Genomic DNA, 23876 nt, shown 5'->3' with positions numbered 1-23876 from the left:
CTGCTGGGTCACAGGCGCGAAGGCCGAGGAGGTCGACGGGATCGCGCCGTTGCCCGAGCCGGTGCGTCCGCCGGGCACGAGGCCGGCGGCGACCGGGGCGCCGGGCGTGATCGCCTCGCCGGCGACGCGGCTGCCGCCGCGGGCGGCGACATTGGCGGCGAGCGGCGCACGGTCGGAAGCCGGCGTGCGGCCGAAGGAGACCTGCACGGTCTGCAGCGGCGCGCGCGGGCCGAGCGTGACGCGGCCCGAGGGCGAGCGGGTCAGCAGCGAGGAGCCGACGCCGGCCGGCGCCTGGCCCGCGACGGGGAAGCGGTCCGAGGTGCCCTCGGCATTGCCGCCATGCGGGCTGGGCGCGAAGGTGATCGGGCCGGCGGTGTCGACATCGTCGCCGAGCGGGCTGCCGCCGCGGCGCACATCGGCGCAGATGTTCTGGGCCCGGCCGCCGGAGCCGGAGGGCAAGCCGGCGACGTTGCCGCCCATGCCGCTCCATTTGCCGAAGCCGTCGTCGAGCAGCTGCGCGGCCTTGACCGTGCGCTCTGAGCCGGAGAGCGCACCCATGACAACGGCGATCAGGGTGCGGCCGCCGCGGGTGGCGGTGGCGACGACGTTGAAGCCGGAGGCGCAGACGAAGCCGGTCTTGAAGCCGTTGATGCCGTGATAGCGGCCGACCAGCCCGTTGGTGTTCTGCAGCAGCTGCTTGCCGAGCTGCACCGCGCCGGTGTTCCAGTAGTCGGAGTACTGGCCGAATTCGCGCATCAGGGCCATGGCGAGGATGGCGAGGTCGCGCGCACTGGTCTGCTGGTCGGGATGGTGCCAGCCGTTCGGGTTGACGAAATGGCTGTCGCCCATGCCGAGGCGCTGGGCCTCGGCGTTCATGCTGGCGACGAAGCTCTCGACATCGCCGCCGACGCCCTCGGCGATCACATAGGCGATGTCGTTGGCCGACTTCACCATCATGATGCGCAGTGCGTTGTCGAGCGTTACCTCCTGGCCGGCCTTGATGTAGACCTTGACGCGCGGCTGCTTGGCGGCAAGCGCCGAGGCCGGGATCGCGGTGTCCAGCCCGATGCGTCCCTCGCGCACCGCCTTCAGCGCGACGTAGAGCGTCATCATCTTGGTGGTCGAGGCCGGGTGCCAGGCCTGGGTCGGATTCTCGGCCGAGAGGATGTTGCCGGTGCCGGCGTCGATCACCAGGCTCGTCCCGGCCAGCGCGGCCGGGGTCGAAGCGAGCAACGAGGCCAGCGCGAGGCCGGCGGCGAGGCGAAAGGCTGTCATCGGCTGAATTCTTTGACCTGGCTTGTCGGGGCGAAGGGCTTCAACGCGACGCATGCGGCGATTTCGAGACCGCGGGCGAAATCCGGCCTCGCAGGCCACGCATACCTACCCTTCCCGGGGTGATTTGCATAGCCGCGGCCGGAGGTTCAAAGCAGGCGCGACCCATCGCCGCCCCGTGGAGAATCGCGTGAGCCTCGCCCTGTTGTGGATCCCGGCGACGCTCGCCGCCGCCGCGCTGCAGACCGCGCGCAACCTGACCCAGCGCTCGCTCACCGAGATCATCGGCGTGGTCGGCGCGACGCAGGTGCGCTTCCTCTACGGGCTGCCCTTCGCACTGGTCTTCCTGGCGATCGTCTGCCTCGCCAGCGGGCGGCTGCCGCCGGTGCCGGATGGCCGCCAGCTCGGCATCACCCTGTTCGGCGCCATCGCCCAGATCCTGGCGACGGCGCTGATGCTGGCGGCGATGCGCGAGCGCTCCTTCGCCGTCACCACCGCCTACACCAAGACCGAGCCGGTGCAGGTCGCGCTGTTCGGCGCCTTCCTGCTCGGCGACACGCTGGGCTGGCCGAAGCTGGCGGCGATCGTCGTCGCCACGGCCGGCGTGGTGCTGGTCTCGTGGAAGAAGGGCGAGAAGCTGACGGCGGCGGGCCTGCGCCCGGCGGCGCTCGGCATCGCGGCGGGCGCCGCCTTCGCGCTGTCGGCGATCGGCTATCGCGGCGCGATCCAGGCGCTGCCCGAGGGAAATTTCATGCTGCGCGCCACCACGACGCTGGCGCTCGGCCTGTTCCTGCAGACGCTGATCCTGACCGTCTACATGCTGGCGGCCAACCGCCGGGCGCTGGTGCTCAGCCTGCAGAACTGGCGGCCCTCGCTGACGGCCGGCTTCCTCGGCGCGGCCGCATCGCAGTTCTGGTTCATCGGCTTCTCGCTGACCACGGCGGCTAATGTCCGCACGCTGGCGCTGGTCGAGGTGCCGCTGGCGCAGCTCGCCTCGCGCCGGATCTTCGCCGAGGGCACGACGCGGCGCGAGCTCGCGGGCATGGCGCTGATCGTGATCGGCGTCGGCGTGCTGCTGATCCTCTCGGTCTGAGCCGCGCTTGACAGCGCGGCCCGCAGGCCTTTCCTCGCACGGGCGCCATGCGCGGATGCCGGCTTGCCGGCGGCCGGTGCGGCGGGCACAGATGTGTATCTGCACGACAAGGAGGACCGCACCATGAGCGCTGCAATCGTCGGCTGGGCCCATACGCCGTTCGGCAAGCAGGACGCCGAAACCGTCGAGAGCCTGATCGTCCGCGTCACCACCGACGCGCTGGTCGATGCCGGCATCACCGCCGACCAGGTCGACGAGATCGTGCTCGGCCATTTCAACGGCGGCTTCTCCGCGCAGGACTTCACCGCCTCGCTGGTGCTGCAGGCCGATCCGGCGCTGCGCTTCAAGCCGGCGACGCGCGTCGAGAACGCCTGCGCCACCGGCTCGGCCGCGGTGCACCAGGGCATCCGCGCCATCCAGACCGGCGCGAAGGTCGTGCTGGTCGTCGGCGTCGAGCAGATGACCACGACGCCCGGGCCGGAGATCGGCCGCAACCTGCTCAAGGCCTCCTATCTGGCGCAGGAAGGCGACACCCAGGGCGGCTTCGCCGGCGTGTTCGGCAAGATCGCCAACGCCTATTTCCAGCGCCATGGCGACCAGTCGGACGCGCTGGCGATGATCGCGGCCAAGAACCACAAGAACGGCGTCGAGAACCCCTATGCCCAGATGCGCAAGGATCTCGGCTTCGCCTTCTGCCGCGAAGAGAGCGAGAAGAACCCCTATGTCGCCGGCCCGCTGAAGCGCACCGACTGCTCTCTGGTCTCCGACGGCGCCGCGGCGCTGGTGCTGGCCGATGCCGAGACCGCCAAGGGCATGCGCCGGGCCATCGGCTTCCGCAGCACCGCCCATGTCCAGGACTTCCTGCCGATGTCGCGCCGCGACATCCTGAAGTTCGAAGGTGGCGCGCTGGCCTGGCAGAAGGCTCTGTCGGATGCCGGCATCGCGCTGGACGACCTCTCCTTCGTCGAGACCCATGACTGCTTCACCATCGCCGAACTGCTCGAATACGAGGCGATGGGGCTGACCAAGGAGGGCGACGGCGCCCGCGCCATCAAGGAAGGCTGGACCCAGAAGGACGGCAAACTGCCGGTCAACGTCTCGGGCGGGCTCAAGGCCAAGGGCCATCCGATCGGCGCGACGGGCGTCTCCATGCACGTGCTCAGCGCCATGCAGCTCGCCGGCGAGGCGCCGGAGGGCATGCAGGTCAAGGATGCGCGCCTCGGCGGCATCTTCAACATGGGCGGCGCGGCCGTGGCGAACTACGTCTCGGTGCTCGAGCGCGTGAAGTGACCGACCGGATCGCGGCGGGCCCCGCGCCCGCCGCCCCGACTGCCGCCGGAGACAAGGCGTGACCATCTTCCTCGCGCTGCTGCCGGCCTACATCCTGTCGATCTTCTACCGCTCCTTCCTGAGCGTGATCGCCGCGCCGGTGATGCGGGACCTGGCGATCGGGCCGGCCACCTTCGGCCTGCTCGGCGCCTCCTGGTTCATCGCCTTCGCGCTGGCGCAGTTCCCGGTCGGCTGGGCGCTCGACCGCGTCGGCCCGCGCCGCACCGTGGCGGTGTCCATGGCGGTCGGCTGCATCGGCGCCTTCCTGTTCGCCGCCACCACCCATGCGGGGCTCGCCATCCTCGCCATGGCGCTGATCGGCGTCGGCTGCGCGCCGGTGTTCATGTCGGCGCTCTATCTCTTCGCCCGCACCCAGGAGCGCGGCCGCTTCGGCCTGCTGACCTCGCTGTTCATCGGCATCGGCTCGCTCGGCAACCTCGCCGGCGCGACGCCGCTGGCGCTGGCGGCGGAGACCTATGGCTGGCGCCCGACCATGATGGGCTTCGCCGTGCTCTTCCTGCTCTCGACCATGCTCGCGGTGCTGCTGGCGCGCGACCCGCCGCCGGCGGTCGACGCGTCGGGCCGGCAGGAGGGGCTGATCGAGGGCCTGCGCAGCATCGCCCGCATCCGGGCGATCTGGCTGCTCGCGCCGCTGACCCTGGTCGGCTACGCCATCGTGGCGACGGTGCGCGGCCTGTGGATCGCGCCCTTCATGCGCGAGGTGCACGGGCTCGACCCCGTCGCCGCCGGCCACGCCACGCTGGCGATGGCGCTGGCCATGACGATCGCGGCCTTCATCTATGGCGGCCTGCAGAAGCGGCTCGGCCGCAGCCAGCCGCTGGTGTTCTGGGGCTCGCTGGCGACGGCGGCCTGCTTCGTGCTGCTGGCGCTGTTCGGCAGCGGCTCGCTCGCCGCCGCGGTGACGCTGTTCGCGCTGATCGGCGCGGCCGGCTTCACCTACGCCATCCTGATGGCGCATGCCCGCGGCTTCTTCCCCGAGCATCTGGTCGGGCGCGGGGTGACCTTCGTCAACTTCCTGTTCATCGCCGGTGCGGCGCTGGTGCAGTCGGGCTCCGGCTGGCTGATCGCGGCAGCGCGGGCGTCGGGCCAGGATGCGGCCAGCGCCTTCGTCACCCTGCACTGGGTGTTCGCCGTGCTGCTGCTGGCGGCGACGGCGATCTATCGCTTCGCGCCGGAGCGCCGGGGGCCGTGACGCCTCAGCCGGGCTCGCCCGGGGCGCGCGCCCTGATCGCCAAGGCGTGCACGCGCTCGGCCAGTTCCTCGGCGAGGGCGTCGTTCACCAGGCGGTGACGCGCCAGCCGGCTCTTGCCGGCGAAGGCCTCGGACACGATATCGACGCTGAAATGGGTCTCGCCGCCCTCGCGCCAGCCGCCATGGCCGTGATGCTTGTGGGAGTCGTCGACGACCGCGAGCCGGGCCGGCGCCAGCGCCGCTTCCAGCTTGGTGGTGATCCGTTCCGCCATCGTCGCCATGTTGATGCCCTTTTCACGCGCCGCTGTGATGCTGCGGCGCACTTGTCGGTTCCCCGTTCCGGTCTCATAACCCGTCCAGCATGAACTTCAATTCGCCTCTCTTCGACCGCATCAGGATCGGCGCCGGGGATGCCCCCGAGGCGCCGGAGCCCGATGCACGCCGCTGCGACCATCCCGGCTGCACCCGCGCCGGCGAATTTCGCGCGCCCATGGGCCGCGGCAAGGAGGGCCGCTTCTTCATGTTCTGCCTGGAGCATGTGAAGGCCTACAACGCGACCTACAACTACTTCGCCGGGATGACCGACGAGGCGCTGGCCGCCTATCAGAAGCAGGAGGAGACCGGCCACCGGCCGACCTGGAAGCTCGGCGTCAACTCGAAGGCGGCGCGCATGGGCCAGCGCGGCCGCGTCGCCGGCGGCGAGGCCGGCGCGGAGGTCGAGGACGGGTTCGGCTTCTTCGACCGGCGCGGCGGCAAGGCGCCGACGCCGGAGCCGCGGCTGGGCGTGCTGGCGCGCAAGGCGCTGGAGACCCTCGACCTCGACGAGACCGCCGAGCGCGACGCGATCAAGGCGCGCTACAAGGAGCTGGTGAAGCGGCTCCATCCCGACGCGAATGGCGGCGACCGCTCGCGCGAGGGCGCGCTGCAGGAAATCCTCAAGGCGTACCAGACGCTGAAGTCGCAGGGGCTGGTCTAGCGGCGCCTGCCGCTCTCAGCCTCAGGGCTCCCGCCGGTCTCAGCCCTTGCGGGCGGCGAGGCCGGCGACGTCGGCGATGATGCCGTCCAGCGCGAAGTCCTTCGGCGTGTAGACCGCCGCCACCCCCATATTGCGCAGGGCGTTCTCGTCCTCGGGCGGGATGATGCCGCCGACCACCACGGGCACGTCCATGCCGGCGACGCGCAGCCTGGCCGTGACGTCGCGCACCAGGGGCAGATGCGAGCCGGAGAGGATCGAGAGCCCGACGATGTCGGCCTCGCTCTCGCGGGCCTGCGCCACGATCTCCTCCGGCGTCTGGCGGATGCCGCCATAGCTGACCTGCATGCCGGCGTCGCGGGCGCGCACCGCGATCTGCTCGGCGCCGTTGGAATGGCCGTCGAGCCCCGGCTTGCCGACCAGGAAGCGCGGCGGCCGGCCGAGGCGCTGGGTCGCCTTCGCCACGGCCGCCTTGACGGTGGCGAGCCCGCTATCGTCGCCGAGTCTGGTGGTGTCGACGCCGGTCGGGGCGCGGTACTCGCCGAAGATTTCGCGCAAGGTCTGCGCCCATTCGCCGGTAGTGACGCCGGCCTTGGCGCAGGCGATCGAGGCCGGCATGACGTTGCGGTCCTCTTTCGCGGCGCTGGCCAGCTCGGCCAGGGCGGCCTCGACCACCTTGCCGTCGCGCGCGGCCCGCCAGGCTTTCAGCCGGCCGATCGCCTCGATCTCGACGGAATCCGGCACGGTGACCACGGCGCCGTCGCCGGCCGACAGCGGGGAGGGCTCGCTGGTGGTGAAGCGGTTGACGCCGACCACCACCTGCTCGCCACGCTCGATCGCCTCGATGCGGCGGGCGCCGTTCTCGACCAGCGCCTGCTTCATGTAGCCGCTCTCGACGGCGGCGAGCGCGCCGCCCATCGCGTCGATGCGGGCGAGCTCCTCCAGCGCCGCGGCCTTCAGCGCGCCGACGCGGGCGTCGATCTCGCGCGAGCCATCGAAGATGTCGCCGAACTCGAGCAGGTCGGTCTCATAGGCCAGGACCTGCTGCATGCGCAGCGACCATTGCTGGTCGAAGGGCCGCGGCAGGCCGAGCGCCTCGTTCCAGGCCGGCAACTGCACGGCACGCGCGCGGGCCTTCTTGGAGAGCGTCACCGCCAGCATCTCGATGAGGATGCGGTAGACGTTGTTCTCGGCCTGCGGCTCGGTCAGCCCGAGCGAGTTGACCTGCACGCCGTAGCGGAAGCGGCGGTGCTGCTCGTCGGTGACGCCGTAGCGGTCGCGGGTGATCTCGTCCCAGAGCTCGACGAAGGCGCGCATCTTGCACAGCTCGGTGACGAAGCGCATGCCGGCGTTGACGAAGAAGGAGATGCGCCCGACCACGGCGCCGAAGGCCTCGGGCGCGACCTCGGGCCTCGCCCTGATCGAGTCGAGCAGGGCGATCGCGGTGGCGAGTGCGAAGGAGAGTTCCTGCACCGGCGAGGCGCCGGCCTCCTGGAGATGGTAGGAGCAGACGTTGGTCGGGTTCCATTTCGGCAGCGCGCTGGCCGCGAAGACCACGATGTCGGTGGTCAGCCGCATCGAGGGGCGCGGCGGGAAGACATAGGTGCCGCGCGAGAGATATTCCTTCACCAGGTCGTTCTGGGTGGTGCCCTGCAGCACGGCGCGGTCGGCGCCCTGTTCCTCGGCTGCGGCGATGTAGAGCGACAAGAGCCAGGCGGCGGTCGCGTTGATCGTCATCGAGGTGTTCATCTGCGCGAGCGGGATGCCGTCGAACAGGGTGCGCATGTCGCCGAGATGGGTCACCGGCACGCCGACCTTGCCGACCTCGCCGCGCGACAGCACATGGTCGGGGTCGTAGCCGGTCTGCGTCGGCAGGTCGAAGGCGACCGAGAGGCCGGTCTGGCCCTTGGCGAGGTTGGTCCGGTACAGGCGGTTGGATTCGGCCGCGTCGGAATGGCCGGCATAGGTGCGGAAGATCCAGGGCTTGTCGCGCTGGGCGGGCGTCTCCCCCATCGGGCCGATCGCGGTCATGGCGTTCCCCTGAGGCCAGTTTCGAGCCGGTGCAAAACCAATGTTGCACCGCCGCGAAAGGAACGCCAGCGCCGCCCTTGCGCGACCTTGGGATGAGGCCGCGGCCGCCGCCGGCCTAGTCGGCCAGTTCGCGCATCACCCGGATCAGGTCGCCCTTGCCCTCGAAGCCGATGCCCGGCAGCTCGGGCATGACGATGTGGCTGTCCTCGACGCGGATGCCGTCGGGGAAGCCGCCATAGGGCTGGAACAGGTCGGGATAGCTCTCGTTCCCGCCCAGGCCCAGGCCGGCGGCGATGTTGAGCGACATCTGGTGGCCGCCATGCGGGATGCAGCGGTCCCAGCCCCAGCCGGCCACCGTCAGCGCCGCCAGCGTGCGCTGGTACTCGCACAGCCCGTAGGAAAGGGCGCAGTCGAATTGCAGCCAGTCGCGGTCCGGCCGCATGCCGCCATAGCGCAGCAGGTTGCGGGCGTCCTGGTGGCCGAACAGGTTCTCGCCGGTGGCCATCGGGCCGGGATAGAATTCGGCGAGCGCCGCCTGCAGCGCATAGTCGAGCGGATCGCCCGCCTCCTCGTACCAGAACAGCGGATAGTCGCGCAGCGCCTTGGCGTAGGCGATCGCGGTCTCGAGGTCGAAGCGGCCATTGGCATCGACCGCCAGCCTGGCCTCGCCGCCGATCTCGGCGAGCACGGCCTCGATGCGGCGGCGGTCCTCGGCGAGGGAGGCGCCGCCGATCTTCATCTTCACCACGCGATAGCCGCGGTCGAGATAGCTGCGCATCTCGGCGCGCAGCTGGGCGTCGTCCTTGCCGGGATAGTAGTAGCCGCCGGCGGCGTAGACGAAAACGCGCGGGTTCGCCTCGCGGCCATGGCGCTCGGCCAGCAGGCGGAACAGCGGCTTGCCGGCGATCTTGGCGGTGGCGTCCCAGATCGCCATGTCGAGCGTGCCGACGGCGACGGAGCGCTCGCCGTGGCCGCCGGGCTTCTCGTTGCGCATCATCGCCGCCCAGCAGCAGTCGGGGTCGAGATTGTCGCCGGCCTCGTCGAGCAGCTCGCGCCAGTCCGCGTCCAGAAGGCGCGGGGCGAAGCGCTCGCGGATCAGCCCGCCCTGGCCGTAGCGGCCGTTGGAGTTGAAGCCGTAGCCGACGACCCGGCGGCCGTCGCGGACCAGGTCGGTGACCACGGCGACCAGGCTCGTCGTCATCTTGGAGAAGTCGATATAGGCGTTGCGGATCGGCGAGGCGATCGGCTGGGTGATCTCGCGGACGTCGACGATGCGCATGGATGGTCTCCTCCTGCGGTCTTTATGCCGGCTCGTCGCGGCGCAGGCCAGACTCGGCACTGGCGACCCCGCCATGACCAAAGGGCAGGTAAAAGCGCGGTTTGCAGCGGATCGCAGCCTCGCAGGCCCGGCGGCGCAACGCTCGGTTAAGCCTGATTAGCGAGGCGTTTCAGCCGATTAACGCAATGTTGAAGCGACGGACCTATCCCTTTGCGGCTATAAGGGACCGCTTGGATCCCTGCCGTTTTGAAGTGTTGTGTAAGGGCAAGACGGGCATGTACGCGCCGAAGGAGTCGGAGCCACGCCAGACGCCGCGGCCCGCCGCAGGGGCGCTGGGCGGGGCTGCGACGGCCGATGCGCGCGGCGCGGTCCCGCGCGGCGACGGCGGCCCGCTCTCGCGGATCGGCCAGCTCGCCGATGTCGGCCTCGCCGAGATCCTGGGCTGGCTGCGCGCCGGGCTGGGCTGGATCATCGCCGCGGTCGCGGCCTGCCTGATCGCGGCGCTGCTCTACGCGATGGTGACGCCGCCGCGCTACACCGTGTTCACCGACATCCTGATCGACCCGTCCAACCTCAACGTCGTGCGCGACGACGTCTTCACCACCAATCCGCAGCGCGACGCCCAGTTGCTCGAGGTCGAGAGCAAGCTGCGCGTGCTGACCTCGCGCAACGTGCTGTCGCGCGTCATCGACAAGCTCGACCTGACCCATGACAGCGAGTTCGTGAAGCCCGGCCTGTTCGCGCCCCTCACCGCGCTGTTCTCGGGCGCGCGCAGCGGCGGCGGCGACACCAAGCTCGCGGTGATGCGCGAATTGTCGGAGCGCGTCGAGGCGCGGCGCGAGGAGCGCTCCTTCGTCGTGGTGATGCGCTTCTGGGCGCAGGACCCCGAAAAGGCCGTGACCATCTCCAACGCCATCGTCGACGCCTTCGAGGAGGAGCTGTTCCAGTCGGCGGCGGAAAGCGCCGGGCGCGTGGTACGCAACCTCAACAACCGCCTCGACGAGTTGCGCCGCAACGTCACCGAGGCCGAGCAGAAGGTCGAGGATTATCGGCGTTCCAAGGGATTGCAGATCGCCAATGGCGAGCCGGTCAGCGCCCGGCTCTCGGGCGAGATCGACACGCAGGTCCTGGCCGCGCAGCAGCGCCTGATCGAGAGCGAGGCGCGCCATGCCCAGATGAGCGCGGCGATCGCGCAGCGCCGCGCCGCCAGCGCCACCGTCTTCGACTCGCCGACGATGAACACGCTGCGGGCCCAGTACAACACGCTGCAGCAGCAGATCGGCTCGATCCGCGCCACCTTCGGCAGCCGGCATCCGCAATTGCTGACCGCGCTCTCCGAGCAGCAGGTGGTCGAATCCTCCTTGCAGCGCGAGGCGCGCCGCATCCTCGACATCGCCAAGGGCGACCTCGAGCGCGACCGCTCCTCGCTCTCCATGCTGCGGGCGAAGGCCGCGGCCGAGCGCAGCAAGGTCTTCACCGATAATGAGGAGCAGGTGCAGCTGCGCGACCTGCAGCGCGACGCCCGCGCCAAGGCGACGCTCTACGAGACCCATCTCGCCCGCACCCAGCAGATCGGCGAGCGCCAGCAGATCGACACCACCAATGTGCGGGTGATCTCGCGGCCGCTGCCGCCCAAGGCCAAGAGCTGGCCACCGCGCACCGTGATCCTGCTCGGCATCGCCGCCGTGCTCGGCCTGTGCCTCGGCATCGGGCTGGCGCTGATGCGCGGCGCCTGGCGCCATCTGCGCGATCCGCGTCCGGCGTCGGCCTGAGGCCGGGCGCGCCATGGACAGGGGCGGCGCGACGAGAGGCGATCCGGGCGAGGCGCTGAGGGCGCGCTTCGGCGCGGTCCTCTTCATGGCGACCTTCCTGTTCTTCTGGGTATCGCTCACCCCCTTCGTCGACCTGACCGGCGAGGCGATCCTCGATCCGAGCGCCGGAAACTCCAACCGCCTCAACCAGATCGTCTCGCTGATGCTGTTCGCCGGCACGCTGGCCTATGGGCTGATGCACCCGCTGCGGCACGTCATCCTGCAGCCGCGGCTGCTGCTGGCGCCGCTCTTCACCTGGTTCATCCTGGTCTCGCTGCTCGGCGCGCATCCGATGCTCGGCATCAAGGCGACGGTGCTGGCGGTGATCGTCACCATCAATGCCAGCATCTACCTGCTGCTGCCCTCATCCGAGCGCCAGTTCGCCCGCATGCTCGGCATCGGCACGCTGATCGTGCTCGGGCTCAGCTATTACGGCGTGGTGTTCAAGCCGACGCTGGCGATCCACCAGGCCTCCGAACTGCGCGAGCCGATGAATGCCGGGCTGTGGCGCGGGCATTTCCCGCACAAGAACAGCGCCGCGGCCGCGATGGTGATCGCGGCCTTCTTCGGCCTGTTCGTCTGGAGCGTCTGGTCGCGGCTCGCTGGGGCGGTGATCGTCGCCGGCGCCTTCTTCTTCCTGATGCACACCGGCGGCAAGACCTCGACGGCGATGCTGCCCGCGATCATCCTGCTGGCCTTCGTTTTCGAACGCATCCGCTTCCTGCGCATCCCGATCGTGATCGGCGGGGTCGGTGCGTTCAATCTGCTGGCGGTGGGCTCCGCCGCGTTCCGGCCTCTCGGCGAGTTCATCGCCGGGCTGGGCATCGACGCGACCTTCACCAACCGCGCCGACATCTGGCGCTTCGCCTTCGGCCAGTTCGCCGAGCGGCCGCTCACCGGCTATGGCGTCAAGGCGTTCTGGCAGACCTCCGAGCTGGTCCATAGCGGCGGCAGCGTCGAGACCTGGGCGGTGGCGGCGGCCAACGGCCACAACTCCTATCTCGACATCGCGCTGATGACCGGGCTGCCGGGGCTGGCGATGACGGTGCTGTGGGTGCTGGTGCTGCCGCTGCGCGACATTTCGCGCATGGCTCCTGCGGTGGAGCATTCGCCGCTGACGCGGCTCTACACCCGCATCTGGCTCTACGCGATCTTCAATGCCGGGCTGGAGAGCCTGTTCTTCGAGGGCGGGAACGTGCTCTGGTTCCTGCTGGTGGTGTCGCTCTACGGCTTCAGGCTGCAGGGATCGGCGGCGCTGGCGGAGACGTCACGCCCCGCAGCGACCGGGAGTTTCGCCCATGCCCAGCCTGCCTGACGCGCTCGCCCGGCCGGGCGGCCTGATCGACCGTGCGCTCAACCGGGCCATCGTGCGCTTCGGCGGACCGCGCCGGGTCGTTGCGACCGACACCCCGCTGGTCTCCTTCACCTTCGACGACGTGCCCGACAGCGCCCTCGACCAGGGCGCGGCGGTGCTGGAGCGCCATGGCGTGCGCGGCACCTTCTACATCGCCGGCGGGATCGCCGGCACGGTCGAGCCGGCGCGCCGGCTGATCTCGGCCGAGGGCTGCCGGGCGCTCGACGCGCGCGGCCACGAGGTCGGCTGCCACACCTTCTCGCATCGCCGGCTGCGCGACATTCCCGGCCGCGAGCTCGCCGCCGATCTCGACCGCAACGCCGCCTTCCTGGCCGAGGCCGGCGTCGCGAGGCCGCCGCGCAATTTCGCCTTCCCCTACAACTCCGGCTGGCCGCCGGCGCGGGCCGAGTTCCGGCGGCGCTACCGCAGCTGCCGGGCCGGCGGCGAGGGCATCAACCGCGGCGCGGTCGATCCGCTGATGCTCAAGGGCTACGAGATCCGCCAGCCGGAGGCCGAGGCGCGGCTGCTGACCCGGCAGATCGACGCGGTGGCCGAGGAGCCGGGCTGGCTGGTCTTCTTCAGTCACGACGTCTCGTCCAGCCCGACGCCCTATGGCTGCACGCCGGAGACGCTCGATCTCCTGGTCGGGCATGCGCTGGCGCGCGGCTGCACGGTGCTGACGGTCGATGCGGCGATCGACAGGCTCGGCTGGTGATGACGCAGAGTGGGGAGGGGGCCGGCAAGCGGCTGCTGGCGATCAACAACTACTATTACCGTCGCGGCGGGGCCGAGGCGGTGTTCCTCGACCATATGGCGATGTTCGCCGGCATCGGCTGGGACGTGGTGCCCTTCGCCATGCAGCACGAGAGCAACCTGCCCTCGCCCTGGTCGGAGTATTTCGTCTCGGAGATCGAATACGGCCGCAAGGCCGGGCTGCTGCGCCGGGTCGAGCAGGCGGCGAGCGTGATCTATTCGCGCGAGGCGCAGCGCAATATCGGCCGGCTGATCGAGCGGGCGAAGCCCTCGGTCGCCCATGCCCACAATGTCTACCACCATCTCTCGCCGGCGATCTTCCCGACGCTGAAGCAGGCCGGCATCCCGGTGGTGATGACCGCGCACGACCTCAAGCTCGCCTGCCCGGCCTACAAGATGCTGCGCGACGGGCGCCCCTGCGAGGATTGCCGCGGCGGCCGTGTCTACAATGTGCTGCGCCATCGCTGCATCAAGGATTCGGTGACGCTGAGCGGCGTCGTGCTGGTCGAAACCATCGTCCACCGCCTGCTCGGGCTCTATCGCGACACTCTCGCCATGCTGGTGGTGCCGAGCCGGTTCTATCTCGACAAGCTGGTCGACTGGGGCTGGCCGCGTGAGCGCGCCACCTACATCCCGAACTTCGTCGACGTGGAGCATTACCGGCCCGGGCGCGAGGAGGGCGACTATGTCGCCTTCGCCGGGCGGCTGGCGCCGGAGAAGGGGCTCTCCACCCTGATCGCCGCCTGCGCGCTGGCCGGCACGCGCCTCGTGATCGCCGGGACCGGGCCGGAGGAGGCGGAATTGCGCGCGCAGGCGGCCGGCAGCGGCGCCGACGTCACCTTCGCCGGCCATCTCTCCGGCGAGGCGCTGCACGCGCTGATCGGCGGGGCGCAGGCGTTGGTGCTGCCGTCCGAATGGTACGAGAACGCGCCGATCAGCGTGCTGGAGGCCTATGCGCTCGGCCGGCCGGTGATCGGCGCGGAGATCGGCGGCATCCCCGAGATGGTGCTGCCGGGCGAGACCGGCCTGCTGGCGCCGCCGGGCGACGTGCGCGGCCTGGCCGACAGCCTCGCGACGCTGGCCGCGCTGACGCCGGGCGAGCGGCTGCGCATGGGCCGGGCCGGGCGCGACTGGGTGGCGCGCGAATTCTCCTCGGCCGCCTATCGCGCGCGCACCCTGGCGCTCTACGCCGCGGTGGGCGCATGAGGCCGGCGGGTCCGGTCAAGGTTAACCGCGGGAAGGCTGTGCCGGCCCGCCCGGGGCGCTTCCCCGCGCGGCCTGGATGCCCTAGCGTCATAATGCGTCCCGGCATGCCGCCGGCGATCGCCGCGCCGGAGCGCCTCGGCCGCTCCCACGGTGACCGCGACAGGGCGCGGGACCGAACGGGGGCTGCGCGCAGGTGACCGGATCATCGACCGAGGCCGGAGCAGGGCTGGCGGGGGCCGTCGTGGACGGCACCGCGCGGCGCCGGCGCGTCATGTTCCTCGGCCTGCGCGGTATTCCCGGCGTCCAGGGCGGCGTCGAGAAGCATGTCGAGCTGCTCGGCGTCGAGCTGGCCCAGCGCGGCTGGGAGGTCGAGGTCGTCGGCCGCAGCCGCTATCTGCCGCATGCGGGGCCGATCACCTGGAAGGGCGTCAAGGTCAGCCCGCTCTGGGCGCCGCGCCGCATGGCTCTGGAAGCGCTCGTCCACACCTGCCTCGGCGTGCTGCGCGCCGGGGTGACGCGGCCCGACATCGTGCACATCCACGCGGTCGGCCCGGCGCTGATGGTGCCGCTGGCCAGGCTGCTCGGCCTGCGCGTCGTCGTCACCCATCACGGCTATGATTACGACCGCGAGAAATGGGGCGGTCTGGCACGGCGCATGCTGAAGCTCGGCGAGCGCCTGGGGATGCGCCTCTCCCATGGCCGCATCGCGATCTCGAACGAGGTGGCGCGCACCATGGCCGGCCGCTATGGCCGCCCGGTCGCCTTCATCCCCAACGGCGTCGCGGTGAGCCATGACGGCTCGGGCGACGCCATCCTGGCCGAATTCGGCATCCAGCCGAAGCGCTACGCTCTGCTCGCCGCCCGCTTCGTGCCGGAGAAGCGCCAGCTCGACCTGATCCGCGCCTTCGCGAAGACGGCGCCGGGCTACCAGCTGGTGCTCGCCGGCGGGGCCGAGTTCGAGACGGCCTATTCGCGCGAGGTGGTCGAGCTGGCGACCTCGGTTCCGGGCGTGGTGCTGACCGGCTTCCAGCGCGATGCGCGCCTCGCCTCGCTCTTCGCCAATGCGGCGCTGTTCGTGCTGCCCTCCAGCCATGAGGGCATGCCGATCGCGCTGCTCGAGGCGATGGGCTTCGGCCTGCCGGTGCTGGCGAGCGACATCGTGCCCAATCGCGAGCTGCACCTGGCGGAGGAGGATTATGTCCCGCTCGGCGACATCGAGACGCTGGCGCGCAAGATGGGCGAAAGGCTGGCGGCGCCGCTGCCCGAGGCGGAGTCGAAGGCGCTGGCGGCCCGCATCGCCGCGACCTACAGCTGGTCCGGCATCGCCCAGAAGACCCACGAGCTCTACGGCGCGCTGCTCGGACGCTAGGCCGGCGGGTCCTGCCTGCGTGCGAGCAGGCGATCGACGAACAGCGCCGCGAGCGTGCCGGCGACCGCTCCGGCGATCTTCTCCAGCGCATCGAGCGGCCGGCCATGGCGGGTCGCTTCCAGCGTCTGCAGCCATTCCAGCCCGATGGCGAGCACCACGACGCAGGCGAGCAGCCGCCAGCGCCAGCGCGGATAGGCGAAGCCGAGCGTCGCGGTGAGCAGCGCGAAGGCGCCGAAGCGCTCGACCCCGACGCCGACCGACGGGACGCGCGGGCGCAGACCCAGCGGCGACAGCGTCGCGAACAGGATCACGGCGAGCGCGCTCCAGCCGAGAAACACGGCGATGCGGCGCAGGGTCGTGGTGTCGAGGTGCAAGGATCCGTCCGGTCGGGCGATGGCGAAGGTGAGCCGCCTTATCGCCCCGCAGGACGGCTGAGACAATGGCGGCAGGCCATGCCGCGGCTCAGCGCCGCGCGGCGGCCTCCAGCTCCAGCAGGAAATAGGTGGTCGGCCCGCCGGGCGTGTCGTTGGAGAGGCGGAAGGCGACCTCGCCGGCGCCCGAGGCGACGGCCGGCCTGACCACGCCGTCGAGCCCGACCGGCGAGAGCGTCCAGCGCGGGGCGCTGCGGTCCAGCCTGAGCGCGACCTCGCCCTTGCGGATCAGCACGGGCAGGCGGCCGAAATCCTCGATGACCTTCTGCTCGCGGTCGCGAAAGACCATGCCGGTGTTGCGGGCGTCGGTGGCGTAGATCAGCAGGAAGCGCCGCCCCTCGGCGATGGAGGGCGCCTGGTCGAGCGAGACCAGCGCCAGCAGTCCGTCGCCCTCGGCCTTGGTGATCTCCAGCCGGCCGAGCCGGGCCGGCAGGTCGCGCGCGGCGAAGGCCAGCGCCTCGCTGGCCTTCGTCACCACGGCGAGGCTGCGGCGGCGCTCGTCCAGGGTGATCTCGCCGGTTGAGCTCTGGTAGATCCCGGCGGCGGGGTCGGTGGCATTGTCCTTCGGCAATGCGCCGCTGGCGCGCAGGCGTTCGAGCAAGGCGAGCGGCTTCACCGCCTCGCGCGGCTGCGTCACGGCGATCGTCGCAGGTTCCCCCTTGTCGACCGTCTCCGCCTCGGCGAGGCCGATGCGGCCGAGCAGGGCGAAGCGTGTCAGCGCCTCGGGCTCGCGCGCCTGCATGTCGGGGCCGAGATCGGCCTCGCCGCGCACGGCGAAGGGCAGGGTCAGCCCGGCGGTCGCGACGTCGCCGCGGCGGAACAGGAAGGTCGAGAGCGTCTCGCCGGCGCGCGCGACGGGATCGAGCGCGATGGCATAGGGCAGCATGGCGCGCTTGTGGGCGAAGGGCTCGCCATAGCGCAGCACGATCGGCCCGTGGGCGTGGCGGCAGAGCGCGTCCCAGCCCTGCAGCGCGGCATAGGCGGGGAAGACCGCGCCGGCCTCGTAGCGATAGCGGTTCCAGAACAGATGGTCGTATTCGCTGACGAGGAAGGGCCGCCCGAGCCAGCGGGAGGCGGCGGCGAGGCGCATGGCGTTCGCGGCGTCGGCGACGGCGCTGGTCTGCTCCAGCCGGCTGCCGGGCGCGTAGCCGCTGGCCCAGTCGTGATAGGTGTTCATCGTCACCGCCTGAAGGCCGCGGCGGCTGAGGCCGGTCTGGATCGTCGGCCAGTTGTTGTAGGTCGAGATCAGGCCCTTGTAGCCGAGCTGGCGCAGGGCGGCGCTCATGCGCGCGGCCGAGGCGGTCTCGACCTCGGTGAAGAAGGCCTGGAGATCGCGCATGCGCGGGCTGTCGGCATAGCGGTCGCTCGGCAGGGCGATGCTGCCGCGCTCCAGGCTCTCGCTCCAGCCGAGCCGGCCCCAGGCCCTGGCCAGCGCGGCGCTGCTCTCGTAGCGCTTGGCCAGCCAGGCGTTGAACGGGGCGGCCAGCATCGGGTCGTAGGGCGGGCGGCCGCGCCGGTCGCGCACCACGCCGTCGAACTCGATGCCGTTCTCGTTGACCAGGATGACCAGCGCCAGCGCCTCGTCGTCGATCGGGGCGATGCCGGTATGCGGGTTGACCGTCTTGAAGAAGGCTTCGACGAAGCGGCGCCAATGCGCGAAGACCTGTTCGTCGAGATGCAGGGCGAGCTTGAAATTGCTGCTCGGGTCCCAGCGGTCGTCATGGCCGCCAGAGGCGCCGCGCCAGGAGGAGAGCCCGTCGATCATCCAGTAGATGCCGTGGCGCTTCAGCGCCGCTAGCAGATAGTGGATGCGGTCGAGCGTCTCGGGATCGAAGTCGAAATCCGTCTGCCGGCCGAACATCAGGCTGGCGTCGACGAAGTGAAGCCGCGCCAGGTTGTAGCCGTGCATGGCGAGCTGGCGGGCATAGCGCTCGGCCTCGGCCCGCGCCGGGAAGCCGCCGGAAGCCGGGCTCCAGGCCAGCGAGGCGCAGGCGAGGCGCAGAGGCTCGGCCGGCCGGTCGGCCCGCGCCAGCCGGCCCTCGGCATTGGCGACGAGGCGCCGCTCCGGGGTGATGCGCAGATTGGGCAGGATGCCGGAGACGTCGAGCGGGCTGCCGGGGCGCAGCTCCAGCGCGGTTTCGCGCACGGGGAGCCAGGTCTCGGCCTGGGCCCGGGCCATCCCCGTCGTGGCGAGCAGGGCCGCGGCGGCGAGCAGGAGCCGCGCGGCCGGCCTCATTCGCTGCCCCGGATCACGCGGCTCTCGATCGGCGCCTCGGGCTTCAGCCGGCCGCGGACGAAGCCGGCCGGCAAAGCGGCGGCGTGGAAGAACCAGGCGACGACGGTGTAGAGCCCCATGCCGAGCCCGCCCTTGCGCCAGCTCATCAGCGCGACCGCGGCGACGACGGAGCCGAGTACCAGCGCCAGCGCCGCGAGCTTGTTCGGCATGGCGATGAGCAGGACGAGGCAGAGCGCCCACCAGAGATAGATCACGCCCCAGAGCCTGAGCTCCGGCAATTCGCGCAGCAGCATGCCAAAATGCGGCTTGCCGAGCGAGGCGCGCAGCAATTCGCCGATGCCGTGCAGGTACTTGTTGCGCCAGCGCCGGACCAGCAGCCGGTAGGAGTTCAGCGTATGGCCGAAATGCTGGACGAAGCGGCGGTCGAGTCGGTGCAGCCCCCAGCCGGCGGCGCGCAGCCGGGCGCCGAGGTCGAACTCCTCATAGCCATGCAGGTTGCGGTCGGTCAGGTAGCCGACGGCCTCGACGGCCGCGCGCCGGTAGAGCCCGCCGCCATTCATCCGGTCGATCGCCCCGACGCGGTTCTCCGGCGCGTTGCGCTGGACCCGGCGGGCATATTCGAGATTGGCGGTCTGCATCTCCTGGACATGGCCGGTGACGCCGCCGAGGCGCGGATCGGCCGCGAGGCACGCGATGGCGTCCGGCAGGAAGCCCTCGTCGAGCAGCATGTCGCCGTCGAGCAGGCAGAGATAGTCGAAGCGCGAATGCTGGTAGCCGAGCTGGGGGCCGATGCCGCAGCTCGGCTTCGCCGGCGCCACGATCTGGGCGATCACCACCGGATAGCGCCGGGCGATCTCGACTGTGGCGTCCGAGGAGCCGCTGTCGGCGATCACCACCTCGCCGCCGAGCGGGCGCGCCGCCGCCAGCGCGCTCTCGATCGTCGCCGCGATGCGCTTTTCCTCGTTCAGGGTCTTGATGATGATCGAAACAGTCAATCCGGCTCTCCGGGCGGGCGGTCGCGGCTCAGAAATCGTTGAGCAGGCGGCTCCAGCTCTCCGAGGCCAGCCCGCCGATATAGATGTCGTCGCGCGCCACCGCCGCGCCGATCTCGGCATGGCGCGTCACCATGCAGAAATGGCCCTCGTGACGATAGGTCATCCAGCGCTGCCGGAACAGGGCGGTCATCAGGAAGGGCTGGGCCATGCCGACGGCGGCGGCATAGCCTTCCGCGTCGAGGGCGGAGAACATCGCGCCGCTGACCTCCTGCTCGCGCCCGGCCTCGCAGACCAGGTTGAGCACGGTGGCCTCGCGGCCGCGTCGGCCGAAATAGAGATAGGCGCCGATGACGCGCGCGTCCGGCCCGTGCACGGTGCGGATATGCAGCTCGCCGAGACGGCGGTTGAGCCGCGCCACCGAGAGCAGCCAGTCGAATTCCGGCTTCGACCAGACCGGCCGGACATGGAAGCGCTCGGTCATCGGCCCGGCACAGGCGAGGAAGGCGTCCGGCGTCGCCGGCTCGACCCGGCAGCCCTGGGGCGCGACCGGGGTCAGGGAGCGGCGCCAGCGGCGCAGCAGCGCGTCGACCGGCCGGGCGAGCGCCAGCACGGGGCGCGAGCGCAGGCAGCGCAGCACGCGGCCGCAGCCGATCGCGGCCGCCGCCGCGGGGCGGAAGCTGCGGCGCCATTGCAGGCTCTGGATCGGCAGGATCGCGCCGCCGCCGGCGACCCAGTGCGAGGCGCTGACCGGCGAGGAATTGTCGGAGAAGCACATGTCCTGCCGCGCGGCGCGCATCTGGCGGGCGAGCCGGGCGGCGCCGGCGGCGCTGTCCTTGCCGTCGGCCATGAAGGCGCAGAGCAGCCGGGCGACCAGCTCGCGCTCGCCGGCGCGGAAGGCCATGGGCACGACCAGGATGGTGCTGGCGACCTCGCCCTCGGCGGATTCGTAGACGACGCTGCCGGTCTCGGGCGTATAGAGCGGACTGCCGAAGAAGACCTTGTCGAGATAGTCCTCGAGCTCGGCCGTGGCACCGTCGCTGCGGCCGCGGAAGATCCGTGCGAACAGGCCGGAGACGGCCGGAATGTCGGCGCGCGTCATCGGGCGGGCGCTACCGCGGGCGCGGGCTGAGACGGGTGCCTGAGGGGGAGTCCTCTGCGCGCTAGCCGCCATGGGGCTGTCCTTCCGCCAGCGCGGCCGCGCGCGCCCGGTCGCGCTCGACGATGCGCAGCAGGACGCTCCAGGCCGCCACGACCATGGCGATCTCGATCAGGTAGAAGGACACGAAGGTGCCCGTGGGCGGAGCGTACCAGGTGGCGAGCGCGGCGACGCCGGCTCCGATCAGGCTGCCGAGCCCCATGACCATCGCGCGCGAGGCCTGGTGGCCGGAGGCGCCGAGCGCCTCGACGGCCACCGCCCAGCTGGCGAGCGGGATCACCACCCAGCACAGAATGCGGGTGTAGGAGACCAGCGAGACATAGGCCTGGCCGAAGAGATGCGGCAGCACCGGCGCCAGCACATAGACCGCGATGGCGGCGGCCGTGCTGATCCCGACCGCGGCCATGAGCAGCTTGCGGATGCGCGGCAGGGCGTCCTGCAGGCCGGCGGCGGTGGCGCGGGCCGAGACGGGGTAGACGAGGCGGTTCATCGCCTCGACCGAGAGATAGCTGCTTTCCAGGATGCGGCGGGCGACGCTGTAGCTCGACACCGTCTCGGCCGTCGCGATCAGGCTCAGCACCAGCAGGTCGGCGTTCTGGCGGACGGCGCGCAGGATGAAGGGCACGCTGAAGTAAAGGCCGAGCGGCAGCTCCTCGCGCAGGATGCGCCAGGCGGGCGGGCCGCGCCTCGCGACGAGGCGCCAGCAGGCCAGCGCCACCAGCACATGGCAGGCGAACTGCCAGACCGCCCAGGCGGCGAGCGTGCCGACGCCGAAGACCAGGCAGGCCAGCGCCGCTGCGGCGGTGCGCGCCAGCGCGAAACCGACGACGACGGCGTTCGCCGAGGCGAAGTCGGTATGGGCGATCTGGATCTGCTCGGCGAGCACGATCAGCCGGACCAGCACGACATTGGTCACCAGCATCAGCGTGATCAGCGCGACATTGGTCGCCGGGTCGGGCGAGAGGCTGAAGAAGAGCGGCAGGATCGCGGCGCCGGCCAGCACCAGCAGCACGCCGCTGATCGCGGTCAGGATCAGGTTGTGGCCGAGCATCGCCGGGTAGAGCGCCGGTTCGCGCGCGACGCGGCGCACCAGGCACTCCATGGCGCCGAGCCCGCACAGATGCACCGCGATATTGGCGACGGCGGTGATCGCGACGAAGAGCGCGAATTCATGGACGCCGAGGAAGCGGGCGAGGATGGCGAAGGTGATGAGCTGCGCGGCGGAGGAGACGATCAGGCTGCCGCCCGACGCGGCATAGGATAGCAGCATCGGCAGGAGCGCCCTGCGGCCGCCCGATCCTGTCGCGTGCTGCGAACCCATCCGGTCCTTCCTCGACCTGAAGCCGGCTCCCGAATGAGCCGGCCGTGCCCGGACACCGGGCTGACGTTGGGTATCAGACAGACGTGATTGGGGGGTTAACGCAGGTGACGTAAGGGTTTCAGCGTCCGTTTACCCAAATCGGCTAGAGATGCGCCCATGGCCGCCGGCCAACCAGCGAGGAAGGTCCGCACCCGTGTCACAGACCACGACCGCGCCCGGAACGGGCGGCGAGCCCCGCCTGCACCGCTTCATGGGGGTGACGCTCGAACTGGCGCCGGACGTGCTGGTGCCGCGCGAGGAGACCGAGCTGCTCGGCCGCAACGCCGCCGCCATCCTGCGCGAGCGAGAGGGCGGGGCGCTGGTGGTCGACATGTGCTGCGGCTCGGGCAATCTCGCGCTCGGGCTTGCCGCCGCGATCGCCGATGCGCGCCTCTTCGCCGCCGACCTGACCGACAGCACGGTGGCGCTGGCGCGGCGCAATGCCGAGCGGCTCGGCCTGTCGCAGCGCGTCACCGTCCGCCAGGGCGACCTGTTCGAGGCGCTGGCCGGCGACGATCTCGCCGGCAAGGTCGACGTGATCGTCTGCAATCCGCCCTATATCTCGACCGGCCGGCTGGAGAGCGAGAGCGCGCATCTCTTGGAGAGCGAGCCGCGCGAGGCCTTCGACGGCGGCCCCTACGGGCTCTCGATCCATCAGCGCGTCATCCGCGACGCGGTCGGCTTCCTCAAGCCCGGCGGCTGGCTGCTTTTCGAGTTCGGCCACGGCCAGGAGCGCCAGGCGGCGGCGCTGATCGCGCGCACCAAGGCCTATGAGGCGCCCGACTTCGCCAAGGATGCCGAGGGCGCGCCGCGCGTCGCCATCGTGCGCCGCCGCAGCGACGAGACCGGCGCCGGATCCGCAGCATGAGCGAGGTCCGCCCGCTTGCCGCGGCCGATATCCCGGCGGTGGCGGCGCTGTTCCAGCGCGTCTTCCGCGACCCCGCCAAGCCGCCGCCCGCCGAACTCGCCGCCTATCTCGACCGCCACTACCTGACGGCGCCGGGCTGCGATCCGCGGGTCGCGCCGTTGGTGCATGTCGGGGCGGCCGGGACCGTCACCGGCTTCATCGGCGTCAATGCCCTGCCGATGGTCTTCGGCGAGCGCCGGCTGGTCGCGGCGATCTGCGGCTCGCTGATGGTCGACCCGCGCGCCGAGGACGCGATGGCGGCGCCGCGCCTGCTCAAGAGCTTCCTCGCCGGCCCGCAGGATCTCTCGTTCAGCGAGACGGCGAGCGAGGTCTCGGCGCAGATGTGGACCAAGCTGCGCGGCGTCGCGCTGCCCGATTACAGCCTCGACTGGGGCCGGCTGATCCGCCCGGCCTCCTTCCTGCTCGACGTGGCGGCGAGCCGCCTCGGCGCGGCGCGGCTGCTGGCGCCGCTGGCGCGCGGCGTCGATCGTGTCGCCCGCCGGCGCATGCAGCCCGGCGAACTGCGCTGGTCCGGCGTCGCCGATGGCGGCGAGCTCAAGGGCGGGCTGGTGGTGCGGCCACTCGATGCGGCCGGTTTCGCCGCGCTGATCGCGCCGCTGACGCAGCATTTCGCGATCAGGCCGGCCTGGGACGCGGCGCAGCGCGACCATGTCCTGGCCGAGGCGGCGCACAAGCCCGAATTCGGCGAACCGATCTTCGCCGCGGTGGAGACCGCGCGCGGCGCGGCCGTCGGCGCCTTTCTCTACCATCACCGGCCGGGCGCGATCGCGCGCGTGCTGCAGGTGCTGGCGCGGCCGGGGCAGGCGGAGGCGGTGCTCGACGCGCTGATCCGCGACGCGACGGAGCGCGGGGCGGCGGGCCTGCGCGGGCGCACGCAGCCGGCGCTGCTGGCGGCGATGCTCGGCCGGCGCATCGCCTTCACCCATGTCGCCTCGAGCGTGGTGCACGCCCGCGACCCCGAGATCCTTGCCGCCTTCCGCGAGGGCGCGGCCTTCGTCAACGGGCTCGCCGGCGAGCAGTGGAGCCGGCTGGTCGGCGGCCGCTTCGACTGAAACAGGCGGAAGGTGCCGGACGATCCGCCCGGCGCG

20 protein-coding genes are annotated in these 23876 nt (G+C 71.2%); 11 read left to right on the top strand and 9 right to left on the bottom strand.

Going from position 1 to position 23876, the window contains the following annotated elements:
* Positions 1–1275, bottom strand: a 1275-nt coding sequence (locus ABE438_RS10760; protein WP_346502603.1) for a D-alanyl-D-alanine carboxypeptidase family protein, incomplete at its 3' end; no start/stop codon positions are given.
* A gap of 187 nt (positions 1276–1462) precedes the next feature.
* On the opposite strand from ABE438_RS10760, the gene ABE438_RS10755 reads away from it, so the two are divergent.
* The 3 genes from ABE438_RS10755 (at position 1463) to ABE438_RS10745 (ending at position 4907) form a co-directional block, all read left to right on the top strand.
* Positions 1463–2365: an EamA family transporter gene (locus ABE438_RS10755; RefSeq protein ID WP_346502602.1), complete on the top strand. Its 903-nt coding sequence runs from the start codon at positions 1463–1465 to the stop codon at positions 2363–2365.
* Positions 2366–2488: 123 nt separating this feature from the next.
* A complete protein-coding gene (locus ABE438_RS10750) occupies positions 2489–3655 on the top strand; it encodes an acetyl-CoA acetyltransferase (protein ID WP_346502601.1) in 1167 nt (388 codons plus the stop codon).
* A gap of 58 nt (positions 3656–3713) precedes the next feature.
* Positions 3714–4907: an MFS transporter gene (locus ABE438_RS10745; RefSeq protein WP_346502600.1), complete on the top strand. Its 1194-nt coding sequence runs from the start codon at positions 3714–3716 to the stop codon at positions 4905–4907.
* A 4-nt stretch (positions 4908–4911) separates the two neighbouring features.
* Here the strand turns inward: ABE438_RS10745 and ABE438_RS10740 are convergent, their stop codons facing one another.
* On the bottom strand, positions 4912–5187 hold the full coding sequence (locus tag ABE438_RS10740) for a BolA family protein (RefSeq protein ID WP_346502615.1): 276 nt from the start codon (positions 5185–5187) through the stop codon (positions 4912–4914).
* An 80-nt stretch (positions 5188–5267) separates the two neighbouring features.
* Here ABE438_RS10740 and ABE438_RS10735 point away from each other — a divergent pair, with 80 nt between their 5' ends.
* Positions 5268–5882 carry a J domain-containing protein gene (locus ABE438_RS10735; RefSeq protein WP_346502599.1) on the top strand — a complete coding sequence of 205 codons (615 nt, stop codon included), beginning with the start codon at positions 5268–5270 and terminating at the stop codon, positions 5880–5882.
* 39 nt (positions 5883–5921) lie between these two features.
* Here ABE438_RS10735 and ABE438_RS10730 read toward each other — a convergent pair whose 3' ends face one another.
* Positions 5922–7910 carry a protein meaA gene (locus ABE438_RS10730; protein WP_346502598.1) on the bottom strand — a complete coding sequence of 663 codons (1989 nt, stop codon included), beginning with the start codon at positions 7908–7910 and terminating at the stop codon, positions 5922–5924.
* Positions 7911–8025: 115 nt separating this feature from the next.
* On the bottom strand, positions 8026–9189 hold the full coding sequence (locus tag ABE438_RS10725; protein WP_346502597.1) for a mandelate racemase/muconate lactonizing enzyme family protein: 1164 nt from the start codon (positions 9187–9189) through the stop codon (positions 8026–8028).
* 275 nt (positions 9190–9464) lie between these two features.
* Between ABE438_RS10725 and ABE438_RS10720 the strand changes: the two genes are divergently transcribed.
* From ABE438_RS10720 to ABE438_RS10700, 5 genes are all read left to right on the top strand, one after another.
* Positions 9465–10961, top strand: a complete 1497-nt coding sequence (locus ABE438_RS10720; RefSeq protein WP_346502596.1) for a GumC family protein — start codon at positions 9465–9467, stop codon at positions 10959–10961.
* 13 nt (positions 10962–10974) lie between these two features.
* Positions 10975–12315, top strand: coding sequence for an O-antigen ligase family protein (locus ABE438_RS10715; protein WP_346502595.1), 1341 nt, complete (start codon positions 10975–10977; stop codon positions 12313–12315).
* Entirely contained in the window at positions 12308–13069 is a 762-nt protein-coding gene (locus tag ABE438_RS10710; protein WP_346502614.1) for a polysaccharide deacetylase family protein, read from the top strand. The genes ABE438_RS10715 and ABE438_RS10710 overlap by 8 nt, the downstream gene beginning before the upstream one ends.
* A complete protein-coding gene (locus tag ABE438_RS10705; protein ID WP_346502613.1) occupies positions 13069–14313 on the top strand; it encodes a glycosyltransferase family 4 protein in 1245 nt (414 codons plus the stop codon). The genes ABE438_RS10710 and ABE438_RS10705 overlap by 1 nt, the downstream gene beginning before the upstream one ends.
* A gap of 271 nt (positions 14314–14584) precedes the next feature.
* Positions 14585–15682: a glycosyltransferase family 4 protein gene (locus ABE438_RS10700; protein WP_346502612.1), complete on the top strand. Its 1098-nt coding sequence runs from the start codon at positions 14585–14587 to the stop codon at positions 15680–15682.
* Here the strand turns inward: ABE438_RS10700 and ABE438_RS10695 are convergent.
* The 5 genes from ABE438_RS10695 to ABE438_RS10675 all read right to left on the bottom strand — a co-directional run bounded on the left by ABE438_RS10695 (position 15679) and on the right by ABE438_RS10675 (position 21821).
* The gene (locus ABE438_RS10695; protein WP_346502594.1) at positions 15679–16056 is read right to left on the bottom strand and encodes a VanZ family protein; all 378 of its coding nucleotides are present in this window, start codon (positions 16054–16056) and stop codon (positions 15679–15681) included. The genes ABE438_RS10700 and ABE438_RS10695 overlap by 4 nt on opposite strands.
* 88 nt (positions 16057–16144) lie before the next feature.
* Positions 16145–18349 (bottom strand): glycoside hydrolase, encoded by a 2205-nt coding sequence (locus ABE438_RS10690; protein ID WP_465248596.1) that lies wholly within the window; start codon positions 18347–18349, stop codon positions 16145–16147.
* Positions 18346–19344 carry a glycosyltransferase family 2 protein gene (locus ABE438_RS10685; RefSeq protein WP_346502593.1) on the bottom strand — a complete coding sequence of 333 codons (999 nt, stop codon included), beginning with the start codon at positions 19342–19344 and terminating at the stop codon, positions 18346–18348. The genes ABE438_RS10690 and ABE438_RS10685 overlap by 4 nt, the downstream gene beginning before the upstream one ends.
* Positions 19345–19372: 28 nt before the next feature.
* The gene (locus ABE438_RS10680; RefSeq protein WP_346502592.1) at positions 19373–20443 is read right to left on the bottom strand and encodes a GNAT family N-acetyltransferase; all 1071 of its coding nucleotides are present in this window, start codon (positions 20441–20443) and stop codon (positions 19373–19375) included.
* A gap of 61 nt (positions 20444–20504) precedes the next feature.
* Positions 20505–21821 (bottom strand): lipopolysaccharide biosynthesis protein, encoded by a 1317-nt coding sequence (locus ABE438_RS10675; RefSeq protein WP_346502591.1) that lies wholly within the window; start codon positions 21819–21821, stop codon positions 20505–20507.
* Between the two features lie 250 nt (positions 21822–22071).
* Between ABE438_RS10675 and ABE438_RS10670 the strand changes: the two genes are divergently transcribed.
* On the top strand, positions 22072–22728 hold the full coding sequence (locus ABE438_RS10670) for a N5-glutamine methyltransferase family protein (protein WP_346502610.1): 657 nt from the start codon (positions 22072–22074) through the stop codon (positions 22726–22728).
* Positions 22725–23840, top strand: a complete 1116-nt coding sequence (locus ABE438_RS10665; protein WP_346502590.1) for a hypothetical protein — start codon at positions 22725–22727, stop codon at positions 23838–23840. The genes ABE438_RS10670 and ABE438_RS10665 overlap by 4 nt, the downstream gene beginning before the upstream one ends.
* Positions 23841–23876: the final 36 nt, after the last annotated feature.

Source organism: Allobosea sp. TWI1241 (assembly GCF_039673065.1).
GTDB lineage: Bacteria > Pseudomonadota > Alphaproteobacteria > Rhizobiales > Beijerinckiaceae > Allobosea.
Note: the sequence above shows the minus strand (reverse complement) of the source record. Positions and strands in the feature narration are given on the sequence as shown.